22 protein-coding genes are annotated in these 23,702 nt (G+C 71.8%); 17 read left to right on the top strand and 5 right to left on the bottom strand.

Annotated features, from left to right (window positions below):
- Positions 1-32: 32 nt before the first annotated feature.
- Positions 33-632 carry a lipoprotein LpqH gene (locus CWN80_RS11575; protein ID WP_007926856.1) on the bottom strand — a complete coding sequence of 200 codons (600 nt, stop codon included), beginning with the start codon at positions 630-632 and terminating at the stop codon, positions 33-35.
- 147 nt (positions 633-779) lie between these two features.
- Here CWN80_RS11575 and fbaA point away from each other — a divergent pair, with 147 nt between their 5' ends.
- The 6 genes from fbaA to CWN80_RS11545 all read left to right on the top strand — a co-directional run bounded on the left by fbaA (position 780) and on the right by CWN80_RS11545 (position 6,690).
- A complete protein-coding gene (gene fbaA / locus CWN80_RS11570; RefSeq protein WP_007926858.1) occupies positions 780-1,814 on the top strand; it encodes a class II fructose-bisphosphate aldolase in 1,035 nt (344 codons plus the stop codon).
- The gene (locus CWN80_RS11565; protein ID WP_007926859.1) at positions 1,814-2,218 is read left to right on the top strand and encodes a DUF3151 domain-containing protein; all 405 of its coding nucleotides are present in this window, start codon (positions 1,814-1,816) and stop codon (positions 2,216-2,218) included. Before fbaA ends, CWN80_RS11565 begins: the two co-directional genes overlap by 1 nt.
- A gap of 209 nt (positions 2,219-2,427) precedes the next feature.
- Positions 2,428-3,222 (top strand): helix-turn-helix domain-containing protein, encoded by a 795-nt coding sequence (locus tag CWN80_RS11560; RefSeq protein ID WP_007926860.1) that lies wholly within the window; start codon positions 2,428-2,430, stop codon positions 3,220-3,222.
- An 84-nt stretch (positions 3,223-3,306) separates the two neighbouring features.
- Entirely contained in the window at positions 3,307-4,596 is a 1,290-nt protein-coding gene (locus tag CWN80_RS11555; RefSeq protein WP_007926861.1) for an adenylosuccinate synthase, read from the top strand.
- Between the two features lie 187 nt (positions 4,597-4,783).
- Positions 4,784-4,963 (top strand): DUF5302 domain-containing protein, encoded by a 180-nt coding sequence (locus CWN80_RS11550; RefSeq protein WP_007926862.1) that lies wholly within the window; start codon positions 4,784-4,786, stop codon positions 4,961-4,963.
- A gap of 134 nt (positions 4,964-5,097) precedes the next feature.
- A complete protein-coding gene (locus tag CWN80_RS11545) occupies positions 5,098-6,690 on the top strand; it encodes a phytoene desaturase family protein (RefSeq protein ID WP_128277311.1) in 1,593 nt (530 codons plus the stop codon).
- A 16-nt stretch (positions 6,691-6,706) separates the two neighbouring features.
- Here CWN80_RS11545 and CWN80_RS11540 read toward each other — a convergent pair whose 3' ends face one another.
- Positions 6,707-8,908 carry a HelD family protein gene (locus CWN80_RS11540; RefSeq protein WP_238148210.1) on the bottom strand — a complete coding sequence of 734 codons (2,202 nt, stop codon included), beginning with the start codon at positions 8,906-8,908 and terminating at the stop codon, positions 6,707-6,709.
- A 286-nt stretch (positions 8,909-9,194) separates the two neighbouring features.
- On the opposite strand from CWN80_RS11540, the gene purD reads away from it, so the two are divergent.
- The 5 genes from purD to CWN80_RS11515 all read left to right on the top strand — a co-directional run bounded on the left by purD (position 9,195) and on the right by CWN80_RS11515 (position 14,360).
- Positions 9,195-10,481 (top strand): phosphoribosylamine--glycine ligase, encoded by a 1,287-nt coding sequence (gene purD / locus CWN80_RS11535; RefSeq protein ID WP_007926865.1) that lies wholly within the window; start codon positions 9,195-9,197, stop codon positions 10,479-10,481.
- Positions 10,482-10,791: 310 nt separating this feature from the next.
- A complete protein-coding gene (locus CWN80_RS11530) occupies positions 10,792-11,295 on the top strand; it encodes a hypothetical protein (protein ID WP_007926867.1) in 504 nt (167 codons plus the stop codon).
- Between the two features lie 25 nt (positions 11,296-11,320).
- Entirely contained in the window at positions 11,321-12,220 is a 900-nt protein-coding gene (locus tag CWN80_RS11525; protein ID WP_128277309.1) for a phosphoribosylaminoimidazolesuccinocarboxamide synthase, read from the top strand.
- A 47-nt stretch (positions 12,221-12,267) separates the two neighbouring features.
- On the top strand, positions 12,268-13,821 hold the full coding sequence (locus CWN80_RS11520) for a fatty acyl-CoA synthetase (RefSeq protein ID WP_040881118.1): 1,554 nt from the start codon (positions 12,268-12,270) through the stop codon (positions 13,819-13,821).
- A complete protein-coding gene (locus CWN80_RS11515; RefSeq protein ID WP_007926873.1) occupies positions 13,821-14,360 on the top strand; it encodes a DUF1697 domain-containing protein in 540 nt (179 codons plus the stop codon). Before CWN80_RS11520 ends, CWN80_RS11515 begins: the two co-directional genes overlap by 1 nt.
- Here the strand turns inward: CWN80_RS11515 and CWN80_RS11510 are convergent.
- Positions 14,357-16,009 (bottom strand): ABC1 kinase family protein, encoded by a 1,653-nt coding sequence (locus CWN80_RS11510; protein ID WP_007926875.1) that lies wholly within the window; start codon positions 16,007-16,009, stop codon positions 14,357-14,359. The two genes, CWN80_RS11515 and CWN80_RS11510, sit on opposite strands and share 4 nt — an antisense overlap.
- Positions 16,010-16,106: 97 nt before the next feature.
- Between CWN80_RS11510 and purS the strand changes: the two genes are divergently transcribed.
- The 5 genes from purS (at position 16,107) to CWN80_RS11485 (ending at position 20,754) form a co-directional block, all read left to right on the top strand.
- Positions 16,107-16,397, top strand: a complete 291-nt coding sequence (purS, locus tag CWN80_RS11505; protein ID WP_007926877.1) for a phosphoribosylformylglycinamidine synthase subunit PurS — start codon at positions 16,107-16,109, stop codon at positions 16,395-16,397.
- Positions 16,394-17,065, top strand: a complete 672-nt coding sequence (gene purQ / locus CWN80_RS11500) for a phosphoribosylformylglycinamidine synthase subunit PurQ (RefSeq protein WP_007926879.1) — start codon at positions 16,394-16,396, stop codon at positions 17,063-17,065. The genes purS and purQ overlap by 4 nt, the downstream gene beginning before the upstream one ends.
- On the top strand, positions 17,062-19,335 hold the full coding sequence (gene purL, locus CWN80_RS11495) for a phosphoribosylformylglycinamidine synthase subunit PurL (RefSeq protein WP_007926881.1): 2,274 nt from the start codon (positions 17,062-17,064) through the stop codon (positions 19,333-19,335). Before purQ ends, purL begins: the two co-directional genes overlap by 4 nt.
- 139 nt (positions 19,336-19,474) lie before the next feature.
- Entirely contained in the window at positions 19,475-20,530 is a 1,056-nt protein-coding gene (locus CWN80_RS11490; protein ID WP_007926883.1) for an iron-containing redox enzyme family protein, read from the top strand.
- Complete coding sequence (locus CWN80_RS11485; RefSeq protein ID WP_007926888.1) at positions 20,527-20,754, top strand: CDGSH iron-sulfur domain-containing protein; 228 nt, start codon at positions 20,527-20,529, stop codon at positions 20,752-20,754. Before CWN80_RS11490 ends, CWN80_RS11485 begins: the two co-directional genes overlap by 4 nt.
- Positions 20,755-21,392: 638 nt before the next feature.
- Here the strand turns inward: CWN80_RS11485 and CWN80_RS11480 are convergent.
- Positions 21,393-22,067, bottom strand: coding sequence for a hypothetical protein (locus CWN80_RS11480; RefSeq protein WP_128277308.1), 675 nt, complete (start codon positions 22,065-22,067; stop codon positions 21,393-21,395).
- 127 nt (positions 22,068-22,194) lie between these two features.
- Here CWN80_RS11480 and CWN80_RS11475 point away from each other — a divergent pair, with 127 nt between their 5' ends.
- Positions 22,195-22,863 (top strand): HAD family hydrolase, encoded by a 669-nt coding sequence (locus tag CWN80_RS11475; protein ID WP_007926892.1) that lies wholly within the window; start codon positions 22,195-22,197, stop codon positions 22,861-22,863.
- A gap of 2 nt (positions 22,864-22,865) precedes the next feature.
- Here CWN80_RS11475 and CWN80_RS11470 read toward each other — a convergent pair whose 3' ends face one another.
- Positions 22,866-23,681: a spermidine synthase gene (locus tag CWN80_RS11470; RefSeq protein ID WP_128277307.1), complete on the bottom strand. Its 816-nt coding sequence runs from the start codon at positions 23,679-23,681 to the stop codon at positions 22,866-22,868.
- Positions 23,682-23,702: the final 21 nt, after the last annotated feature.

Below are 23,702 nucleotides of genomic sequence, written 5' to 3'. Positions count from 1 at the left end.
GGCTCGCGCCCTGAGGAAGGACCCGTCCGCGATCAGCTCGGCGGGGCGACGTCGCCCTCATTGGTCAGCCCCATCCAGGTGGTGCACCCGACGTCCATGACGAAGGGGATGTCCTCGCGCTTTGTGCCGTCGACCTCGCCCTGGGCGGTGCCCTCGACGCGGACGGCCTTGTCCGAGTAGGTGATCGTCATGTCGTCCTGGTTGCCGACGAGGTCCCCGAAGCGGTCGGCGATGAGGTCCTCCTGGAAGCCGTTGGTCACCCGGAAGCCCGTGAGCGTCGCCTCGTCGCCGTCGAGGTCGAAGTCGGCGCCGACGATGGTGCTGTCGATCTCGCCCGACTCCTCGACCTCCTCCAGGCTCGGCATGTCGAGCAGGTCGATCGCGCCCTTGGTGCCGTCGTCGCTGCGCTGGCAGGCGGGCTTCCAGGGGGCCTCGATCGTCGTGCCGTCCACGACGATCGTGTTGGATCCGGTGGCCTCGCCGCCGTCCCCGGAGGAGGTGGCCGCGCCCGACGACGACGAAGGGGAGGTCGAGGACTCCTCCCCGGAGGAGCCGGAACCGCAGGCGGCGGTCAGGAGGACGGCGGCGGTGGCGGCAGCGGCCCCGAGGCGGCGTCGGGTACGGAAGTGCACGTGGTTCCCCTTCGTCGTGACGTGGCGAGGGGCGCGTCCCCCCCGGTCGCGCGACCGAACCTAGCAAAGGGTGCGTGGTCGGGCGGGGGGTGATCTGCGAGGATCGGCGCCAAGACCACCGATCACCGCGCCAGGAGGCTCCACGCCATGCCCATCGCCACTCCCGACGTCTATCGCGACATGCTCGACCGCGCGAAGGCCGGGTCCTTCGCCTACCCGGCGATCAACGTCACCTCCAGCCAGACGCTCAACGCTGCGATCCGCGGGTTCGCCGAGGCCGGCAGCGACGGCATCGTCCAGGTCTCCACCGGCGGCGCCGAGTACCTCTCCGGCCCGACGATCAAGGACATGGTGACCGGCTCGCTCGCGCTCGCCGCCTACGCGCAGGAGGTGGCGAAGAACTACGACGTCAACATCGCCCTGCACACCGACCACTGCCCCAAGGACAAGCTCGACGGCTTCGTCCGGCCGCTGCTCGCCGCGAGCAAGGAGCGCCGGGACGCCACCGGCCTGCCGATCTTCCAGTCGCACATGTGGGACGGCTCGGCCGTCCCGCTCGACGAGAACCTCACCATCGCGCAGGAGCTGCTCGAGCTGAGCGCGGCCGCCGACATCATCCTCGAGGTCGAGATCGGCGTCGTCGGTGGCGAGGAGGACGGTGTCGCCAATGAGATCAACGACCAGCTCTACACGACCCCCGAGGACGCGCTCGCCACCGTCGAGGCGCTCGGCCTCGGTGAGAAGGGCCGCTACATGACGGCCCTGACCTTCGGCAACGTCCACGGCGTCTACAAGCCGGGCAACGTCAAGCTGCGCCCCGAGATCCTCAAGCAGTGCCAGGACGCGATCGTCGCGAAGTACGGCACGGACCACGGCGAGCGCCCGCTCGACCTCGTCTTCCACGGTGGCTCGGGCTCGACGGCCCAGGAGATCAGCGACGCCGTCGACTTCGGCGTCGTGAAGATGAACGTCGACACCGACACCCAGTACGCCTTCACGCGCCCGGTCGCCGGCTTCATGCTCGAGAACTACTCGGGCGTGCTGAAGATCGACGGAGAGGTCGGCAACAAGAAGATGTACGACCCCCGCGCGTGGGGCAAGGAGGCCGAGGCCTCCATGGCCGCCCGCATCGTCGAGGCCTGCGAAAACCTCCGCTCGGCCGGGACGTCGGTGAAGGCCTGATGGTGGACAACCTGCTCGGCATCCCCGAGACGAAGCTGCCCGAGGACCCGGCGACCGCGCGGATCGAGGCGGGTGAGGACGCGGCGAAGGTGGCGGCGGACCTGCCTTCGTCCTCCCTGCCGTGGGCGGTGCTCGCCGAGGCCGCCCTCGACGGCGGCCGCTCCATCGAGGCCTACGCCTACGCCCGTACCGGCTACCACCGTGGTCTGGACGCGCTGCGTCGCTCCGGGTGGAAGGGCCAGGGCCCGGTGCCGTGGGCGCACGTGCCCAACCGCGGCTTCCTGCGGGCGCTCGCGGCCCTGTCGCAGGCGGCCGGCGAGATCGGTGAGACCGAGGAGGAGGCGCGCTGCCGCACCTTCCTCACCGACTCCTCCCTCGAGGCGGCGCGGGCCCTGCTCGGCTGACCCTCACCCCAACACAACGCACGAAGGGCGTCACGACCGTGGTCGTGACGCCCTTCGTGGGGTCCGGTGTCCCGTGTCCGGATCAAGCGAGGCGCGGGGCGCTGCCGTCGGTCCCCTGATCCCTGGCAGCGCCCCTGCGCAGAGCCATTGTGCCCCACGACGTCGCCAGAAGACGGCATGGGGAGGCCACTGGCAGTAACATGCCAATCATGTCGCCACCCTCCGTCCCCGAGGACGAGCCGCTGCTGCGCCTGGAGCGCCATCTCGCCGAGGACACCATCCGCATCGAGCAGGGCCGCGAAAAGCTCATCGACATCGGCGACGCCCTGATGACCCTGCGGGCGCGGATGCACAACATCAACCTCGGCGAGGACCCCGGCGTCCAGGTGCTGACGCAGGAGATGGCGGCGCCGATGATCGACCGTATCGCGGGCAGCGTCGACCGGACGGACAACGTCATCCTCGATCTGGCGGTCGGTGCGGGGCGAGAGGAGGTGAACGGCCGTCACGAGCGCTCGCGCGCGGTCGAGGGGCAGCAGCAGCGGGTCCTCATCCACCCCTCGTGCCTGACCACGGAGCTGGCCCGATCCGAGCTGGCCGCCAAGCGCGGCGCAGGGCAGCAGCAGCGGGTCTCCGACCTCGTCGGCACCGAGTTCATCGTCCTCGGCGACGAGGCCGTCATCACCCTGTCGGTCTGGGGCGACCCGACGAGCCCGTACACCGTCATCCGCAATCCCGGCCTCGTCGCCTGCTTCGGAGCGTGGTTCGACCTCATGTGGAGCCTCTCGCCGGAGATCGAGGTGCCCGAACGCAGCAGCGACGACGCCCTGATCCGGATGCTCGCGCTCGGCGCCAAGGACGAGATGATCGCCCGCACGCTGCACGTGGGGCTGCGCACGGTGCGCCGTCGGGTCGCCGCCCTCATGGACCAGTACGGCGTCGGGACCCGCTTCCAGCTGGGGGCCGCGCTGGAGCGCGACGGCCGGCTCGAGAGCACGCCTTAGTAGACTGACCCCGTGAGCAGCCGCGGGAGACCCCGCGGCTGACGTGCTGTCGACACCCGCCGCACGGCGGGCGAGGAGGACCCGATGCCGGCGATCGTGCTGATCGGAGCCCAGTGGGGCGACGAGGGCAAGGGCAAGGCCACCGACCTGATGGGCAACGACGTCGACTACGTCGTGAAGTTCAACGGTGGCAACAACGCGGGCCACACGGTCGTCATCGAGGGGGAGAAGTACGCCCTCCACCTGCTCCCCTCCGGCATCCTCACGCCGAGCGTCGTGCCGGTCATCGGCAACGGCGTCGTCATCGACCTCGAGGTGCTCTTCCAGGAGCTCGACGGCCTCGACGCCCGTGGCGTCGACACCTCCAAGCTGCTCATCAGTGCCAACGCGCACCTCATCGCGCCGTACAACCGGACGCTCGACAAGGTGACCGAGCGCTTCCTCGGCAAGCGCAAGATCGGCACGACCGGTCGTGGCATCGGCCCGACCTACGCGGACAAGATGAACCGTGTCGGCATCCGCGTGCAGGACATCTTCGACGAGGGGATCCTGCGGCAGAAGGTCGAGGCGGCCCTCGACTTCAAGAACCAGGTGCTCGCCAAGATCTACAACACCCGCGCGGCCGACGTCGACGCCGTCGTCGCCGAGCTGCTCTCCTACGCCGACCGGCTGCGCCCGATGGTCGTCGACACGAGCCTCGAGCTGGAGAAGGCGCTCGACGAGGGCAAGAACGTCCTGCTCGAGGCCGGTCAGGCGACCCTGCTCGACGTCGACCACGGCACCTACCCCTTCGTCACCTCGTCGTCGGCGACCGCCGGCGGGGCGTGCACCGGCTCGGGCATCCCGCCGACCCGGGTCAGCCGGGTCATCGCGATCCTCAAGGCCTACTCGACGAGGGTCGGCGAGGGACCCTTCCCGACCGAGCTCTTCGACGACGACGGCGAGTTCCTGCGCAAGACCGGCCACGAGTACGGCACGACGACGGGTCGGCCGCGCCGCACCGGCTGGCTCGACGCGGTCGTCGGCCGCTACGCGACGCGGATCAACGGCGTCACCGACTTCGTCGTCACCAAGCTCGACGTGCTCACCGGCCTCGAGCGGGTGCCGATCTGCGTCGCCTACGAGATCGACGGCGAGCGCGTCGAGGAGATGCCGGTCAACCAGTCCGACGTCCACCACGCGACGCCGATCTACGAGTACCTCGACGGCTGGTGGGAGGACATCTCCGCGTGCCGCACCTTCGAGGAGCTGCCGGCCAACGCCCAGGCCTACGTCCTGCGGGTCGAGGAGCTCGTCGGTGCGCGCGTCTCGGCGATCGGGGTCGGCCCCGGCCGCGAGGAGATCATCCAGCGGCACCCGCTGCTCGACGCCTGACCCGCCGGTTCCTGCCCTTCGAGACGCTCGGCCGTGGACGGCCTCGCTCCTCAGGGCACGCGGGGCCACTCGCTGCTCGACGCCTGACGCTCGGTCCCAAAAAGCCGTTGCCAGCGGCCGACATCTGGACCATGGTGGTGGGACGGGGCCGCGCACGCGGTCACGGCCGGCGACGAAGGGAGGCCCCATGAGCAAGCACGAGAGCGCTCCTGAGGACGTGAAGGCGAAGTTCCGGGAGGCGCTGGAGCGGAAGCAGACGCACGGCGGAGCGGATGTCTCGCCCCACGGGGCGCACGGCAAGGTCGAGGACGCACACCGCGCCGAGACCAGCGCGACCCAGCAGATGTTCCGCCGCAAGAGCGGCTGACCGACACTCCACGACGCGACCCCCGGAGAGAGGTCCCTGAGGAGGCGCCCCGGCGCCGTCTTGACGGGCACTGCGGGGGTCGTGCCGGACCCGCTGGCATGATCGGGCTGACCGGATAGGACGAAGGGGGCCGCATGCAGACCGTCGACGCCGTCGTCGTGGGCGCCGGTCACCACGGCCTCGTGACCGCCGCCCTGCTCGCCGATGCGGGCTGGGACGTGCTCGTCGTCGAGGAGCGCGACGAGGTCGGTGGGGCCGTCGCCAGCCGTGTCGACGGGGACTGGGTCGAGGACGAGTTCAGCGCCTGCCACCCGCTGGCCCTCGCCTCACCGGTCCTGCGCGACCTCGGTCTGGAGCACCACGGGCTGGAGTGGGCGCACGCACCGAGGCCGCTGGCGCACCTCGCCGGCCGGGACCGTGACGGCATCGCGCTGCACGCCGACCCGCTCGACACCGCCGCCGACCTCGACCGAGGGCACCCGGGCGACGGGGCCGCCTGGCTGGAGATGGTCGAGCAGTGGCAGCGGGTGCGCGAGCCACTGATCCGCGCCCTGCTCACCCGCTGGCCCCCGGTCGCCGACGCCGCCCGCCTCGTCGCCCGGATCGGGCTGCGTGAGGCGCCGGATCTCGCCCGCATGGCGCTGCTGCCGGTGCACCAGCTGGCACGGGAGCACTTCGGGGGCGCCGGCGCCGCGCAGCTGCTCGCCGGCAATGCCATGCACGCCGACATCCCACCCACGGCACCGGGCAGCGGCCTCTACGGCTGGCTCATGACGATGCTGTGCCAGGACGTCGGCTTCCCCTCACCGCGGGGAGGGACCCGGCAGCTGGCCCGCGCGCTCCGGCTCCGGGCCGAGGCGGCTGGTGCCCGGGTCGAGACGGGGGTCGGCGCCGGGCGGGTCGTCGTGGCCGGTGGGCGCGTGCACGGTGTGGAGCTGTCCGACGGGCGGCGCGTGCGGGTGCGTCGTGCGGTCGTGGCCGACACGAGCGCGCAGCGCCTCTACGAGGACCTGCTCGACCCGGCCGACGTCCCGGCCGGGCTGCGCCGACGACTGGCGCGCTTCGCCTGGGACCTGCCGACGCTCAAGCTCAACCTGCGCCTCGACGCGCCGGTGCCTTGGACCGCGCCGCAGGCGCGGGGCGCCGGGGTGCTCCACGTCGGCCACGACGTGCCCGGCCTCATCCGCTGGTCGGCGGAGCTCGAGGCGGGAGAGGTGCCGGGGGCTCCCTTCGCCCTCGTCGGGCAGATGAGCACGATCGACCCCTCGCGCTCGCCGGAGGGCACCGAGGCGCTGTGGCTCTACACGCACCTGCCGCGGCACCGGCCCGCCGCTGCCGCGGCGGTGGCCGCGACCGTCGAGGGCTGCGAGCGGCTGCTCGAGTCGCTCGCCCCGGGGTGGTCGCAGCACGAGGTCGGGCGGTGGGTGCAGACCCCGGGCGATCTCGAGGGGGCCGATGCCAACCTCGTCGGGGGTGCGGTGGGCGGCGGCACGCAGCAGCTCTTCCAGCAGGCGCTGTGGCGACCCGTCACCGGTCTCGGTGGGCCGCGCACCCACGTCGGCGGGCTCTACCTCGGCAGCGCGGCGACCCACCCCGGCGGCGGTGTGCACGGCGGCTGCGGCCACCTCGCGGCGCGCGCGGCGCTGCAGGACGCCCGCTGGTGGGGTCGACCGCGAGGCCGGGCCCTCACGGGCGCGCTGCGATGGCTCCACGACGAGCAGCCCTGACCTCGCCCGCGGCTCCTCAGTCGGTCGGGCGCAGCACCGACATCCGGTGGGCCGCGCGGGTGAGCACGACGTAGAGCACGCGGGCGCCGCCCGGGGACTCCTGGACGATCGCGTCGGGGTCGACGACGAGCGTCGCGTCCCACTCCAGGCCCTTGGTCGACAGCGGGTCGATGACGATGACCCGCCCGTCGTGCGTGCCGTCGAGCGGCAGCACGGCTGCTGCGTGACGCTGCGGCGTGATGACCGCGATCGACCCGTCGACCTCGGCGGCGAGGGCGTCGAGGGCCTGTGCCGCGACGGCGCCGACGTCGGGGCGCGAGGTGTCGATGGCGTCGCCGAAGGTCACCTCGACGGGCCGGACCCCCGTCTCGCGGACCGCATCGGGGATGTCGGCGTCGGGCACGACCGGGAGGATGACCTCGCGCGCGTAGTCGAAGATCTCCTGCGCGTTGCGATAGTTGGTCGTCATGTGGAAGGACTGCCGGGGCTGGGTGCCGTAGGCCTCGTCGCGGGCCCGCTCGGCCTCGGCGATGTCGGGCCACGAGGCCTGCGCGACGTCGCCGACGACGGTCCACGAGGCGCGGCGGCCGCGCCGGCCGATCATCCGCCACTGCATCGGTGAGAGGTCCTGGGCCTCGTCGACGAGGACGTGCGCGTACTCGCCCGGGCGCCCGACGGTGCCGGTGAGCAGCCGCTCGCGGGCCGTCGTCGGGGTGAGGGAGTGGGCCATCTCGGGGGCGCGGATCGCCGAGCCCATGGCGCGCAGCTCCTCGACGCCGTCGAGCTCCTCGATCTCGTAGAAGGAGCGCTCCTCCGCCTCGGGCTGCTCGACCTGCCCCAGCCGCACCGACAGGTCGTCGACGAGCGCGACGTCGGAGACGCTCCACGTGCCGAGCTCGAGGGTCTCGCGGGCGGCGTGGGCGAGCGCGGCGGCGTCGCCCTGGCTGAGCACCGACCGGCAGACCTCGTAGGCCAGCTCGGTGTCGGCGAGCCAGAGGAGGGCCTCGCGGGGGTCGACCTGGGGCCACCACCGGGCGACGAAGTCGTCGACGGCGAGCGACTCGTCGAAGGCGTCGAGGAACTCGTCGCGGTCCCCTTCGCGCACCTGCCGCCAGGCAGCCTCGGCGAGCAGCTCGCGGACGTGCTTGGTCGCCTGGTTGCGGGTGCGGTCGCGCAGCGCGCGGCGCCGGATGTCGGTGAGGGCCCGCTCGTCGAGGTGGACGGGCAGGCCACCGACCATGACGCGCAGGCTCGTGGGGGCGCCGGGCACCGCGCGCGCGGCCAGTCGCTTGAGCACCGTGCGCATCTGCAGCGAGCCCTTGATCGCGGCGACCTCGGGAGCCTCCTGCCGCACGGCGGTGATGACGTCGACGACGTCGCCGAGCGAGCGCAGGGTCACCGAGTCCTCGCCGAGCGAAGGCAGGACCCGCTCGATGTAGGCGGTGTAGGCCGAGGAGGGGCCGATGACGAGGATGCCCCCGGACTCGTAGCGGCGTCGGTTGGCGTAGAGGAGGTAGGCCGCGCGGTGCAGCGCGACGACCGTCTTGCCGGTGCCGGGGCCGCCGCTGATCTCGGTGATGCCGCGGTCGCTCGCCCGGATCGCCTCGTCCTGGTGGGTCTGGATCGTGGCGACGATGTCGCGCATCTGCTGGCCGCGGGTGCGGGTCAGGGCGGCGAGGAGCGCACCGTCGCCGACGACCACGAGGTCGTCGGGGGCCTCGGGCACCATGAGGTCGTCCTCGACGCCGATGACCTGCTCGCCGCGGCAGCGCAGCACGCGCCGGCGGATGACGCCGTGGTTGTCGACGGGGGTCGCCCGGTAGAAGGGCGAGGCCGCGGGGGCGCGCCAGTCGATGACGAGCGGCTCGTAGTCGTCGTCGCGGACGCCGAGGCGACCGATGTAGCGGATCTCCCGCTCGGTGCCCGCGCCGGAGGCGTGCTCGAGGTCGAGTCGGCCGAAGACGAGGCCCTCGTGCTGGTGCTCGAGGTGGGCCATGCGACGGGCGGCGTTGTAGACGAGGGCGTCCCGCTCGAAGAGCCCGGACATCTCCTCGTCACGGACGTCGCCGGTGCGGTCGGTACGGCCGCGGGACAGGCCGTCGACAGCGACGAGGTCGGCTCGCTGGCCGGCCTTGGCCAGCTCGGTGTGGACGCGGTCCAGGTGCTGCTGCTCGATGGCGATCTCCGCAGCCACGGCGTCGACGTGGGTGTCGGTCACGTGTCGTCCTGCTCCCCTCCAGATCGGCGGAAGGATCCAGTCTAGGTCCTCGCGGGGGTGCTCTCGCGACCTCTGGTCGGCCGGGCGCGGAAGTTTTTTCGCCTGTCTTGATTTCACCCTCAACGAAGTGTCAGTATCAACCCGTCGGCTTCGGTCGACGGTCGCGCGGTCGGTGTCCCCCCTGATGTCTGGACCCGCGACCCCGGGGGCGCAGCTCACGGCAGATACCCCCTGCCTGCCGAGAGCTGCGCCCCTTCTCCGTCCTCCGGGCCGTAGGCTCACCCCCGTGAAGGTTCTCGTCATCGGATCCGGCGCCCGCGAGCACGCTCTCGTCCGCGCACTCACCCTCGACCCCACCGTGGCCGCGGTCATCGCCGCCCCGGGCAACCCCGGCACCGACGCGCTGGCGCTCAACGTGCCGGTCGACGCGACCGATCCGGCCTCGGTCGTCGCCCTCGCCGAGCAGCACGAGGTCGACCTCGTCGTCGTCGGCCCGGAGGCGCCGCTCGTCGCTGGTGTCGCCGACGCACTGCGGGAGGCCGGTATCCGCTGCTTCGGCCCGGGTGCCGAGGCCGCTCGCCTCGAGGGCAGCAAGGCCTACGCCAAGGAGGTCATGGCCGCCGCCGAGGTGCCGACCGCGATGGCGCACGTGTGCACGAGCGAGGAGCAGCTGGCCGCGGCGCTCGACGCCTTCGGGGCCCCCTTCGTCGTCAAGGACGACGGACTGGCGGCCGGCAAGGGGGTCGTCGTCACCGAGGACCGCGCCGCGGCCATGGAGCACGGACTGGCCTGCCTGGCGAAGGGGGACGACGCCCGCGTCGTCATCGAGGAGTACCTCGACGGCCCCGAGGCCAGCCTCTTTTGCATCTGCGACGGCTCGACCGTCGTGCCGCTCGACCTGGCGCAGGACTTCAAGCGGATCTTCGACGGCGACGAGGGTCCCAACACCGGCGGGATGGGCGCGTACAGCCCGCTCGGGTGGGCCCCGGAGGGGCTCGTCGACGACGTCGTCGCCCGCGTCGCCCAGCCGGTCGTCGACGAGATGGCGCGGCGGGGGACTCCCTTCGTCGGGGTGCTGTACGTCGGCCTGGCGCTGACCTCGCGGGGGCCGCGGGTCATCGAGTTCAACGTGCGCTTCGGCGACCCGGAGACCCAGTCGGTGCTCGCGCGGCTCGAGTCGCCGCTGGCGGTGCTGCTCGCGGCGGCGGCCGACGGTCGTCTCGACGAGCACGACCCGCTGCGGTGGAGCCCGCAGGCCAGCGTGACGGTCGTCGTCGCAGCCGAGGGCTACCCGGCGGCGCCGCGCACCGGCGTTGAGATCGGTGGCCTCGAGGAGATCGCGGCCGGTGACCTCGCCGAGAGCGTGCACGTGCTGCACGCGGGCACGACCTGGGCCGACGACGGCCGGCTCGTCTCGTCGGGTGGTCGTGTGCTCTCGGTCGTCGCGCTCGGCGAGGACCTCGAGCAGGCGCGGGCGCGGGCCTACGCGGCCGTCGACCTCGTCGAGCTCGAGGGCGGGCACCACCGCACCGACATCGCCCTGCGCGCCTCCCGCGGCGAGATCCACGCCTGAGGCGGCGACGTCCTTGCGGGGGCAGCCCCGGCACCTGCTCTTGGCCTCCTCGAGCCCCTCGGAGAACCACAACTCGGGCTCGACCTGGCACGGCGGTGTCGTCCTCATGCCGACAGGCTCTGACCTCACGTGCGCTTGAGGTCAAGTCGCTAGCTCGAGGGCATGGACGCGCGAGCTGCTGACCATTGGCGAGACCGCGGCGCGTGCCGGGGTGAGCGTTCCGACGCTGCGCTTCCCGGCGGTGGCCGCAGGGGCTGCGGGGCGGGACGTGAGCCCCCTTCGGCGGGCCCGCTGGTGGGAGCATGTCCGCATGACTGGGGAGCCGGAGACCACGACCGCCACGACGGCCGCGCAGCGCGCCGAGGACCGGACCGAAGGGGGTGGCGGCCGCCTCGTCGCGTGGGTGGTCACGCCCTTCGCCGCGGTGCTGCCGTGGCTCCTGACGGTCGGTGGGGCGCTGCTCGTCGCCCGGTCGGCGCTGGCCTACCGGGTCAGCTTCGAGCGCGGCTGGGGCGAGCTCGTCGCCGGGGTCGTCGCGCTGCTCGTCGCGGCCGCGCTGTGGGCGGCGCTCACCGTGTGGTCGTCGTCGGGCACGACCGTGGCCGGCCTGGCGACCCTCGCCGTCGGCCTCTACGTCACCACTCGGTCGGGCGCGAGCCTCGTCGCCAGGCTGGGGCGGGAGGGGCCGGTCACGCTCCAGAGCCCGCTGTACAGCATCGCCAACGAGATCGTCCTCCTCCCGCTCGGGGCCGTGCTCCTGGCCGCCGGGCTCGGCGCGGCCGGCGCCCGCCGGCTGGCCCGCCGCCGCGGCTGAGCCGGGCCGCTGCCAAGATGACCCCATGACGAGCGACGCCCCCCTCGAGCTGCCCGGCTACGCCCACGTCTACTCCGGCAAGGTGCGCGACCTGTACGCGCCGGTCGGGACCGACGGCCAGCCGCGCCAGGACCAGCTGCTGCTCGTCGCGAGCGACCGGATGTCGGCCTACGACTTCGTGCTCGACACCCCGATCCCCGACAAGGGGGCGGTCTTGACCCAGATGTCGCTGTGGTGGTTCGACCAGCTCGCCGACCTCGTCCCGCACCACGTCGTCTCGACCGACGTCCCCGCGGCCGTCGCCGGCCGCGCGGTGCTCGTCGAGCGACTCGAGATGCTGCCCGTCGAGTGCGTCGCCCGCGCCTACCTCACCGGGGGCGGGCTGGGGGAGTACCGGGCGACCGGCGCCGTGAGCGGCATCGAGCTGCCGGCCGGCCTCGTCGACGGCTCGCCCCTGCCGGAGCCGATCTTCACCCCGTCGACCAAGGCACCCGTCGGCGAGCACGACGAGCCGATCCCGTACTCCGGCGTCGTGGCCGAGATCGGCGAGGACCTCGCCTCGCGGGTGCGTGACCTCACCGTGCGAATCCTGCAGCGCGGCAACGAGATCGCCACCGATCGCGGCATCATCCTCGCCGACACCAAGGTCGAGTTCGGCATGCGCGGCGACGAGATCGTCCTCGCCGACGAGGTGCTCACCCCCGACTCCTCCCGCTTCTGGCCCGCCGACCAGTGGGAGCCGGGCCGGCAGCAGCCGAGCTACGACAAGCAGTACGTCCGTGACTGGCTGACCTCGCCGGCGAGCGGCTGGGACAAGAGCTCGGGCGAGGCGCCCCCTGCCCTCCCGGAGGACGTCGTCGCGCAGACCCGGGCCAAGTACGTCGAGGCCTACGAGCGGCTCACCGGGCAGACCTTCTCCGTCTGAGCGGGTCGGGGGTGGTGCTCACCCCCTCCGGTGGGCAGACTGCCGTCATGTCGATGACGACGGAGATGGCCATCGCCCGTGCCAACGGTCTCGGGGAGGTGTTGCGCCGCAGCGCTGCTCGCCACCGGGACAAGGTCGCGATCATCGACGGTGACGTCCGCTGGACCTACCGCGAGCTCGACGCGATCGTCACCTCCGTGGCCGCGGGCCTCGCCGAGCGCGGCGTGACGAAGGGCGACCGCGTCGCCCTGCTCAGCCGCAACAGCGCAGACTTCGCCGCGATCGCCTGGGCGGCAGCGCGGCTCGGCGCGATCCTCGTGCCGATCAACTTCATGCTCACCGCCGACGAGGTCGGCTTCATCCTCGGCAACAGCGAGCCGGTCGCCATGCTGACCCAGCCGGAGTTCGTCGCCACCGCCGACGCGGCGAGCGACGCCAGCGGGCTCGAGATCGGCACCCGCGTGGTGACCGGCGACGCACGTGGCGGGTGGACCCCCTTCGCCGACCTCGTCGCCACCGACGCGACCGGCTGGCAGCCGCCGCTCGTCGCCGACGACGACCCGATCCGCCTGATGTACACCTCCGGCACCGAGTCCCGGCCGAAGGGAGCGCTGCTCACCTCCCGCGCGCTGCAGGCGGAGTACCTCAGCGCGATCGTCGACGGCGGCATGACCGGCGACGACGTCGACCTGCACACCCTGCCGCTCTACCACTGCGCGCAGCTCGACTGCTTCCTCGGGCCGGACATCATGCTCGGGGCGACGAGCATCATCCTGCCCGCGCCCGACCCGGCGACGGTGCTGGCGAAGATCGCCGAGCACGGGGTGACGAAGTACTTTGCCCCGCCGACGGTGTGGATCTCGCTGCTGCGGCACGCCGACTTCGACACGACCGACCTGAGCAGCCTGCGCAAGGGCTACTACGGCGCCTCACCCATGCCCGTCGAGGTGCTCAAGGAGATCCGGGAGCGGCTGCCCGACGTCCACCTGTGGAACTTCTACGGCCAGACCGAGCTCGCCCCCGTCGCGACGATCCTGCCGCCGCACGAGCAGCTGTCGCACGCCGGCTCCGCGGGGCGGCCGGTGCTCATGGTCGAGACCCGGCTCGTCGACGACGCCGGCCACGAGGTGCCCGTCGGTGAGATCGGCGAGGTCGTGCACCGCAGCCCGCACATCGCGGCGGGCTACTGGCGCAACGAGGAGAAGACGGCCGAGGCCTTCGCCGGAGGGTGGTTCCACTCCGGCGACCTCGGCATCGCGGACGACGAAGGGAGGATCACGATCGTCGACCGCAAGAAGGACATGATCAAGACCGGTGGTGAAAACGTCGCCTCCCGCGAGGTCGAGGAGGCGATCTACGCCCACCCCGACGTCGCCGAGGTGGCGGTCTTCGCCGTGCCCGACCCGAAGTGGGTCGAGGCCGTCACCGCGACGGTCGTCGCCAAGCAGGGGTCGGGGCTGACCGCCGAGTCGGTCCAGGACCACTGCACGCAGGTGCTCGCGAGCTACAAGCGGCCCAAGCGGGTCGAGATCCTCGAGGCCCTGCCGAAGAACCCGAGCGGCAAGATCCTCAAGCGAGAGCTGCGCGAGCGCTTCAGCTGATGGCCACCTACGTCGCCTTCCTCCGCGCGATCAACCTCGGCGCCAAGCGCACGTTCCCCAAGGCTGACCTGCAGCGGGTCGTCGAGGAGACCGGCGCGTGCGACGTCGCCGTGCACCTCAACACCGGCAACGTCCGGCTGACGAGCCGGCAGCGGTCGACCTCGGCGGTGGAGTCGACGTTGGAGAAGGCCTTCCTCGCCGACCGGGGCTTCGAGGTGCCGACCGTGGTGCTCGCGCCGGCCGAGCTGGTGGCCGTCGTCGCGGACGCGGAGGAGGTGGCCGGGCGGGCGCCCTTCGACGTGGCGGCGCACTACGTGACTTTCATGCGGGAGGAGCCATCGGCGGAGGCCGTCGAGCTGCTCACGCACGAGGGCGAAGGGGAGGCCACGCTCGTCCGCGGCCGGGCCGTCCACCTCGTGCTCGACGGCAAGGACCGCTACCACCAGGTGAAGCTGCCCGCCGCGCACGACCGGGCGATGGGCGTGTGGACCAACCGCAACCTGACGGTCGTACGTGAGCTGGCGAGGCGGTGGGGCTAGCGCTCCTGCGGCTCGGGGTGCTGCTGGGCCACCTTGCGGTCGGTGAGCACGATGTGGACCCCGAGCAGGATCGCCGCGAGCACCGCGATGGTGAAGAAGAGCATCGCGATCACGGGGAACCCGAGGACCGTCGACTCGGTCTCGACCCGCATCATCATCGCCGCGCCGATGATCGTGGCCGCGATGATGATCCCCAGCGTCAGCCGGTTGGCGATGCGCTGCAGGACGAGGTGGAGTCGCTGCTCGTCGATCGCGTCGACGTGCACGCGCATCTCGCCGCGGGCGAGCGCGTCAAGGATCCGGTTTGCCCGCTTGGGCAGGAGCGCGGTGAACTCCTTGGCCTCGATCGCTGCCGCGAGCACACCGCCGGGGGAGACCTTCAGCGACGAGGCGAAGATGTCAGAGACGTTGTCCCGGATCGCGTCGGCGGGTGAGAAGTCCGGGTCCAGGTGCGAGGTCGTCTGGTCGAGGTTGAGCAGGGCCTTGCCGATCATCGCCATCTCGGCCGGCGGGCGCAGCCCGTGCACCCCGGAGACACGCGAGAGCTCGACGAGCAGCCGGCCTGCCTCGAGGTCGGACCCCGTGGTCACCGCCTCGCTCACGAGGTGGGCGACGTCGTCGCGGAATCCGGCGGCGTCGTAGTCGTCGAGGGCGTGGCCCATGTCGCCGAGCACGACCGCCGCCTCCTCGCCGTCGCCGTCGTGGATCGCCAGCAGCAGCTTGGTGACGTGCGCCTGCACCCGCTGCGGGACGGTCGCGACCATCCCGAGGTCGAGCAGGGCGAGCCGTCCGTCGTCGGTGACGAGCAGGTTGCCGGGGTGCGGGTCGGCGTGGAGGACGCCGTCGTCGAGGATCATCTGCAGATAGCAGTGGAAGAGCTGTTCGACGATCGGCCGCGCGTCGAGGTCGAGGAGGGCGAGCGGCCCCAGGTCCGTGACCTTGCGGCCCTCGATGTAGTCCATCGTCAGCACCCGGGTCGTCGTCAGCTGCAGCAGCGGCTCGGGAACGACGAGTCGGTCGTGACCGCCGGTCAGGTCGATGAAGCGCAGCAGGTTGCGCGCCTCGCGCCGGTAGTCCAGCTCGTCGATGAGGGACCGGCGGAACTGGTGGAGCAGCTGGTTGAGGCCGTAGGAGCTGCCGACGCTCGTGTGCTTGTCGACCAATCCGGTCACGGTGTCCAGGACGTCCATGTCGCCCCGGACCGTCTCGCGCACGTCGGGGCGCTGCACCTTGACGACGACGTCGCGCCCGGAGCGGGTCGTCGCCCGGTGCACCTGCCCGAGCGAGGCCGCCGCGAGCGGCTCCTCGTCGAAGAAGGCGAAGACGTCCTTGATCCGCGCTCCGAGCTCCTCCTCGACGATCTCGTGCACCTGCGCGACGGGGAAGGGCTCGACCGTGTCCTGCAGGCGGGTGAGCGCGTCGGTGTAGGCCGCGGGCAGCATGTCGAAGCGTGTCGAAAGCAGCTGGCCCAGCTTGATGTACGTCGGCCCCATCGACTCGAGGTCCTCGGCGAAGGCCCGCGCCCGTGCGTCCGACCCCTCGGGCAGGTCGTCGCCACCGCCGAGCCCGTCCACCTGCGCCCCGGCCAGCAGGTCTCCCCGGGCATGCCGGAGCAGGAGGCGGACGAGGTCGGCGTAGCGGCTGCTCATGGCTCCATCCTGCCGGGGATAGCACCGCAGGGGAGCGAGGTGTCCGGGCCAACTAGACTCGCGAGCGGACCACCCCCTTCGCACCAGGAGACACCCTGTGGGACGCATCGTCGTCGACGTCATGCTCAAGCCCGAGATCCTCGACCCCCAGGGCCAGGCGGTCCGCGGGGCGCTGCCCCGGCTGGGGATCGACCAGTTCACCGACGTGCGGCAGGGCAAGCGCTTCGTGCTGTCCGTCGACGGCGACGTCACCGACGCGCACCTCGCGCAGGCCCGCGAGGCCGCAGAGACCCTCCTGTCCAACCCCGTCATCGAGGACGTCGTGAGCGTCCACGAGCTGACGAGCGACGAGCCGGAGCAGGCGCCGATCACCGGGGCCGGCGCGTGAAGATCGGCGTCATCACCTTCCCCGGCAGCCTCGACGACGCCGACGCCCGCCGCGCCGTCACCCTCTGCGGCGGCGAGGCCGTCGCCCTGTGGCACGGAGACGCGGACCTCCACGGCGTCGACGCGGTCGTCGTCCCCGGCGGATTTTCCTACGGCGACTACCTGCGCGCCGGCGCCATTGCCCGCTTCGCCCCGGTCATGACGGAGGTCATCACTGCGGCGAAGGGCGGCATGCCGGTCCTCGGGATCTGCAACGGCTTCCAGATCCTTACCGAGTCGCACCTGCTCCCCGGGTCGATGATCCAAAACGACCACCGCAAGTTCCTCTGCCGTGACCAGGTCCTGCGCGTCGAGAGCACGAGCACCGCGTGGACCTCCGGCTTCGAGGCCGGCCAGGAGATCAGCATCGTGCTGAAGAACCAGGACGGCCAGTTCGTCGCCGACGAGACCACCCTCGACCGGCTCGAAGGGGAGGGACAGGTCGCCTTCCGCTACGTCGGCGACAACCCCAACGGCTCCTCCCGCGGCATCGCCGGCATCACCAACGAGCGGGGCAACGTCGTCGGCCTCATGCCGCACCCCGAGCACGCCGTCGAGGAGGGCTTCGGCCCGAGCCTCGACGGTCGCACCTTCTTCACGTCCGTCCTCGAGCAGGTGGTGTCCGCGTGACCGTCAGCAACCTCGACACCGTCGCCGTCGCGCAGGGCAGCCCCGACACGGAGCAGCCCTGGGCCGAGCTCGGCCTCAAGGCCGACGAGTACGAGCACATCCGCGAGATCCTCGACCGTCGCCCGACGAGCGCCGAGCTGGCGATGTACTCGGTCATGTGGTCCGAGCACTGCAGCTACAAGTCCTCGAAGGTCCACCTCAAGCGCTTCGGTGACCTGCCCTCCGAGACGCCCCTGGGCAAGACCCTCGCCGGCATCGGCGAAAACGCGGGTGTCATCGACATCGGCCAGGGCTGGGCGGTGACCTTCAAGGTCGAGTCGCACAACCACCCGAGCTATGTCGAGCCCTATCAGGGCGCGGCGACCGGCATCGGCGGCATCGTCCGCGACATCATGGCGATGGGCGCCCGCCCGATCGCGGTGATGGACCCCCTTCGCTTCGGTGCCATCGACCACCCCGACACCGCCCGCGTCCTGCCCGGCGTCGTCAAGGGCATCGGCGGCTACGGCAACTCCCTCGGTCTGCCCAACATCGGCGGCGAGATCGTCTTCGACGAGTGCTACCAGGGCAACCCGCTCGTCAACGCGCTGTGCGTCGGCTCGCTGCGCCACGAGGACCTCCACCTCGCCAATGCCTCCGGTACGGGCAACAAGATCGTGCTCTTCGGCGCCAAGACCGGCGGCGACGGCATCGGCGGCGTCTCGGTCCTGGCGTCCGAGACCTTCGAGGAGGGCGGCCCCGCCAAGCGGCCCGCCGTCCAGGTCGGTGACCCCTTCGCCGAAAAGGTCCTCATCGAGTGCTGCCTCGACCTCTACGCCGCGGGCGTCGTCGAGGGCATCCAGGACCTCGGCGGTGCCGGCCTGTCCTGCGCGACCTCCGAGCTGGCCTCCGCCGGCGACGGCGGCATGCAGATCGAGCTCGACAAGGTGCCGCTGCGCGACTCCACCCTCCGCGCGGAGGAGATCCTCATGTCGGAGTCGCAGGAGCGGATGATGGCCGTCGTCGCGCCCGACAAGCTCGACGCCTTCCTCGAGATCACCACCCGCTGGGACGTCGAGGCCGCCGTGCTCGGTGAGGTCACCGACGGCGACCGGCTCGTCATCACCTGGCACGGCGAGACGATCGTCGACGTGCCGCCGCGCTCCGTGGCCCACGACGGTCCGGTCTACGAGCGTCCGATCGCCCGGCCCGAGTGGCTCGACGCGGTGCAGGCCGACGCGAGCTCCTCCCTTCCCCGCCCCGCGGACCTGGGTGCCGACCTGCTCGCGCTGCTCGCCTCGCCCAACATCTGCGACAAGTCGTGGGTCACCGACCAGTACGACCGCTACGTCCTGGGCAACACCAAGCGCGCCATGCCGCACGACTCCGGCGTGGTCCGCGTCGACGAGGAGTCGGGCCTGGGTGTCGCGGTCTCGACGGACTGCAACGGCCGCTTCGGCCGGCTCGACCCCTACGCCGGCGCGCAGCTCGCGCTCGCCGAGTCCTACCGCAATGTCGCGACCTCCGGCGCCCTGCCGCTGGCCGTCACCGACTGCCTGAACTTCGGCTCGCCCGAGGACCCCGGCGTCATGTGGCAGTTCCAGCAGGCCATCGCCGGGCTCTTCGACGCCTGCCTCGAGCTCGGCATCCCGGTGACCGGCGGCAACGTCTCCTTCTACAACCAGACCGGCGAGACCGCGGTCCACCCGACGCCCGTCGTCGGTGTGCTCGGCGTCATCGACGACGTCGCGACGTCCGTCGGCTCCGGCTTCGCCGCGAAGGGGGAGATCGTCCTCCTGCTCGGCGAGACCCGCGACGAGCTCGACGGCGGCGAGTGGGCGCACGCGCTGCACGGCCACCTCGGCGGCACCCCGCCGCGCGTGGACCTCGCGGCCGAGAAGGCGCTCGCCTCCTTCTTCGTCGACGCCGTGCGACGCGGCCTGCTGGCCAGCTCGCACGACCTCTCCGACGGCGGTCTGGCCGTGGCCCTCGCCGAGTCGACGCTCACCGGTGGCACCGGTGCCTCGATCGACCTGGCCCCGGTCCTCGAGCGCGACGGCATCGACGCCTTCACCGCGCTGTACTCCGAGTCCACCGCCCGGGTGGTCGTCACGGTGCGCTCCGAGGCTGACCTGGCGGCCGTCGTCGGCATCGCCGAGGCCCACGGGGTCCCGCTGGCGCGCCTCGGCACGACCGACGGCGACCGGCTGCGGGTCAAGGACGTGCTCGACCTGCCGGTCGAGGAGATGCGGGCCGCCCACACCGGGACGATGGCGCGCTACTTCGGCTGAGAGCCACCGCGCACCTGCGCACCGGGGGGCCGCTGCGTGCTCGGTCCTCGTGAGTACGCATCGCCGGTGGCTCCAGCCGCGGACGGGCCCCTAGGATCAAGTGGATCCACCGTCCCCTCAATGAGAGTGGTTGGTCAGTATGGCTTCCCTCGTCTCGCCGACCGCGCCGCGGTTGCCCCGTCAGCGGGGTCCGGTGTCGCAGTGGCTTGTGCAGCGGCTGGGGTGGTCCGAGGCGGCGAGCGCCACGCCACAGCCGTCGGACGAGGTGGTCCGCGGGAGCGGGATCCTCTCGGACGACGACCGCCTGATGGCGCTGTGGGTGGCGCAGGGGCTGAGTTGCCACGGCTTCGCGGGTGTGGACGCCAGGTGCGAGGTCGACCCCGACGTCGTGGCCTTGCGTCTGGCTCTCGAGGATGCTCTGGAGTCTGACCTGAGTCGGGTGGTTGCTCCCGTCGTGGCGCGGCACTTGACCTCAGCCACGGACGATCTGGTGAGGACGTTGTTCGACCTTCCGCGGGCGGAGTTCACCGAGGCGCCGTCCATCGCGAGTTTTGCGCGGCGGGAGATGAGTCATCAGCAGTGGCGCGAGATGTTGATCCTGAAGTCGGCATATCAGCTCAAGGAGGGCGACCCGCACACCTTCGCGATCCCGCGGTTGCCCGACGAGGCGAAGTTGCCGCTGCTGGAGATCCAGTTCGACGAGTACGGCAACGGCCGGTTGAGTGATCAGCACTCGAGGATCTTCGCCGAGGCGATGCGGTCGGTGGAGCTGTCGGATCGGTACGGGGACTACTGCGACGCGTGGCCCTGCGAGGTGCTGGCCGCCAACACCGCGCTCGGGTGGTGGGCGTCGCGACGCGAATGGGTCGGGGCGGTGGCCGGTCATCTGGCTTTCATCGAGACCACGAGCTCCCTGCCCTGCCAGGAGTACGTCGCCGGAGCGCGGCGACTGAAGCTGCCAGCGCAGGCCCACCGCTACTTCGGTGAGCATGTCGAGGCAGATGCCGCTCATGAGCAGATCGCGATCCGGCAGATGTGCACGGCGGTGGCCGCCGCTGACCCCGCCGGCACGGAGAAGGTGCTCTACGGGTTCCTCAGCGGGCTGTATCTCGAGGGTCGAGTCGCTCAGGCCGCGGTGGGTGCCTGGCGTGACTCGCGCTCTGCGTTGCTCCAGCCGGCGGTGGGCGCGGCGTGACTGACGGGGTGGAGATCACGCGTGCCGGCGATGTGCGAGCGGAGGACTGCGGCGCTCATGTGGACATCCTGCCCTGCCCGGGCGGGCCGGTCCTGGTGCGCGGGGCGCAGGAGATCGTCGACGCGCACGGCACCGCCCACGCGGTGAGCCGACCCGTCGTGGCGGTGTGCAGATGTGGGAACTCGGGCCGGTTGCCGTGGTGCGACGGGACGCACAAGGTGTGAGCTCGACCCGGAGATCAGACGGTCTTCGCGACGTGGGGCTGCACATGATCGATCCACTCGACGACGTGCGGGCCTTTGTCTCGGCCGCCCTGCTGACCCCTGTCCCTCGTGACCATCGCGAGAGCGTGCAGGCGGTGACGCGCCGTCGGTGGGCTGTCGCCGTGACCTTGGTCATCGGGACCGTGACCAACGCCTGGGTCTCTGAGCCCCTGCACGTGGGCAGAGCCTGAGAGCGCGACGGGCAGACCAGCAGAGGGATCGTGCAAGGACTGGTGCTCGGCGCCGCGCTCTTGGGGCTCTTCCTGCTCGGCGCGCTGCTCGTCGCACAGGTGGCGTGGCCGAGGGGAGCATGACCGTGCGGGACACGGCGCATCACCGTGCCGAGATCAGCTCCAGCGGACATGAGTCACGCGGACTCGGCCACGCCGATCTGGTCGTCGTCCTCACTCTGACGGAGCGTCGAGGAGGCGGAACCGAGATGCTTCTCGAGAGCAGTCTGGCCGTGCGAGGGCGGCCAGCAGCCCTGGGCTCGAGCCTGGCGCAAACCATCTCGGGGCCTCCAGTGCGCAAGTTCTTGGCCTGCGTCGGCACCCCAGTCGACTGATCCAGCGTCCCGTCGGCTCGTTGGCGGGCGGCGATCAGTCGAGTTCTGCGGCGTGGTGGGGGGACCCGGCCGGGGAACTGCGCTGCATGGCAGCCCTGATGTAGGCCGGGTTGCGTAGCCGGGCGACGACGTCGTACTGGCTGAGACCCGTGGGGAGTCCGTTGATCGGGTCGAAAGGGGTCGGAGGGACTGCATCGGCGTGGAGGGTGAGCCTTCCGAAGGTGTGCCAGGTGCCCGCTGGACGCGCCCATGACAGATGCCACGTGGCGTTGTCGGCGGGCGCTGGCGACGCCCGGAGCAGCACAGCACCGGTCGGGGTACGCATGGGCAGCAAGGTGGAGCACACGCCGTCCCTCCTGCGGGGGACAAGCGCATATCTGGTGAGGATGCCGCTCCCGGTACCGGCCAGGAGAAGGTCGCCACCGTCTTGGCCCTCGAGCCGTATGGCCAAACCCTCGATGTCCGGCAACGTGCCGGGCAAGCCGACTGCGCGGCTGTGGCGCACCACGCAGTCACGGGTTCCTCCGTCGAGCACCGGGACGCCGAGGGGGGCTAACCCCTGCGCCGTGACCTGCCAGGTCGCGCGACTGCTCTGCCCGCGCGGATGCAGCGGACGAGGCGCGCCTTGGCCGTAGACGCGGTTGATGATCAGCGACAGGCCGCGCCCGGCCAGGTCTGCGCTGCGAACGGCAGGACGCGCATGGAACATGACGAAAAGATATCCCGCTCATACGGCACAGCGGGGGAATGGACAGGCCGAGCACCTCATCGCACCTCGCCGATATCGTGGGGTCATGGGTACAGCTGCAGACGTCGTCGAGAGCCGGTGACCGTCCATGCCTGACACGCCCTGGCTCGTCATCTTCGACTGCGACGGCGTGCTCGTCGACAGCGAGCGCCTCAACGTGCGCACCTGGACCGGCATGATGCGCGACGCCGGAGTCGACTTCACCGAGGCCGATGCCGTCGAGACCTTCGTCGGCAAGGCCTACAAGGACAACCGAGTCACTCTGACCGAGCTGACCGGAGCCGTGCCGGACCCCGAGTGGGAGCGCGCGTGGCGGGCCGAGTTCGCCCGCAGCCAGGAGCAACTGGAGCCGGTCCCGGGTGCTGCCGAGGCGGCGGCGGCCATCCGCGAGCTCGGCCTGCAGGTGTGTGTCGCCTCCGGCTCGCTCCGTGCGGCCATCGCCACGAAGCTCGCGCGCACCGGCCTCGACGGGCTCTTCCCCGAGTCCGCGCGCTTCAGCGCCGAGCAGGTCGAGCGCGGCAAGCCGGCTCCCGACGTCTTCCTCCTCGCCGCCGAGTCCATGGGCTACGCCCCCGACCGGTGCGTCGTCGTCGAGGACAGCCGCGCAGGCGTCGAGGCGGCCGTCGCCGCGGGCATGCCGGTCGTCGGCTACCACAGCGACATGACCCCGACTGGCTGGCTCGACGACGCTGCTGCGGTCATCAGCGACATGGTCGACCTGCCGTCGGTCGTCAGCCGTCTGGCCGGCGTGGGCTGAGGTCAGCGCACCCGCCAGCCCCCCGGGGCCGGCGCTGCGGGCGAAGGGCGTGCCGTCCCGTCCGTGAGCGCCCGCCCGGCCGCGGTCCGTCGGGCCAGCTCCGCCCCGGCGAGCACCCCGGAGGGGAAGGGCCAGCGCCCCACCTGCCGTGTGATCTCGTCGACGTCGAGCGGCCGGTGGGATGCGACGACCACGACATTGCCGTAGCGGCGCCCCTTGATGACATCGCGCATGGCGACGAGCGCGAGCGACCCGTCGGGACCGAAGGCGGCCCGTGCTCCCGCGACCACGTCGGCCAGATGTCGCCAGCCGGGCTCGTCGGGGGAGTTCATGACGAGCACGCCGTCGGGCCGCAGGACCCGCGCCACCTGCTCGAAGAACTCGACGGTCTGCAGGTCGGCCGGCACCCGGCCCGCGTCGAAGGCGTCGACGACGAGGGCGTGGGCGGCGTCGTCCCGGAGCGCCTCGACCCCGGGTCGCCCGAGCTGCGGACGCACCCGGATCCGGTGCCCGCGCGGCAGCGGCAGCTCGGCGCGCACCAGCGCGGTGAGCGCCTCGTCGGGCTCGATGACGATCTGCGGGGAGCCGGGCCGGGTCGCCTGCACCCAGCGCGGGAGGGTGAGGCCAGCGCCGCCGACGTGGGTCACCCCGATCGGGTCGGGGTCCGGGTGGACCGCGTCGAGCACGGCGGCGATGTGCTGCACGTACTCGAAGACGAGGTGCCCCGGGTCGTCGACGTCGACATGGCTCTGCGGGTGGCCGTCGCGCATGACGGTGACCCCGCCCTGCTCGTCGAGGACCAGCTCCACCTCCGCCATGGCCCCACCCTCCCACGCCGT

It is taken from the genome of Janibacter hoylei PVAS-1 (genome assembly GCF_004025845.1).
Classification (GTDB): Bacteria; Actinomycetota; Actinomycetes; order Actinomycetales; family Dermatophilaceae; genus Janibacter; species Janibacter hoylei.
Note: the sequence above shows the minus strand (reverse complement) of the source record. Positions and strands in the feature narration are given on the sequence as shown.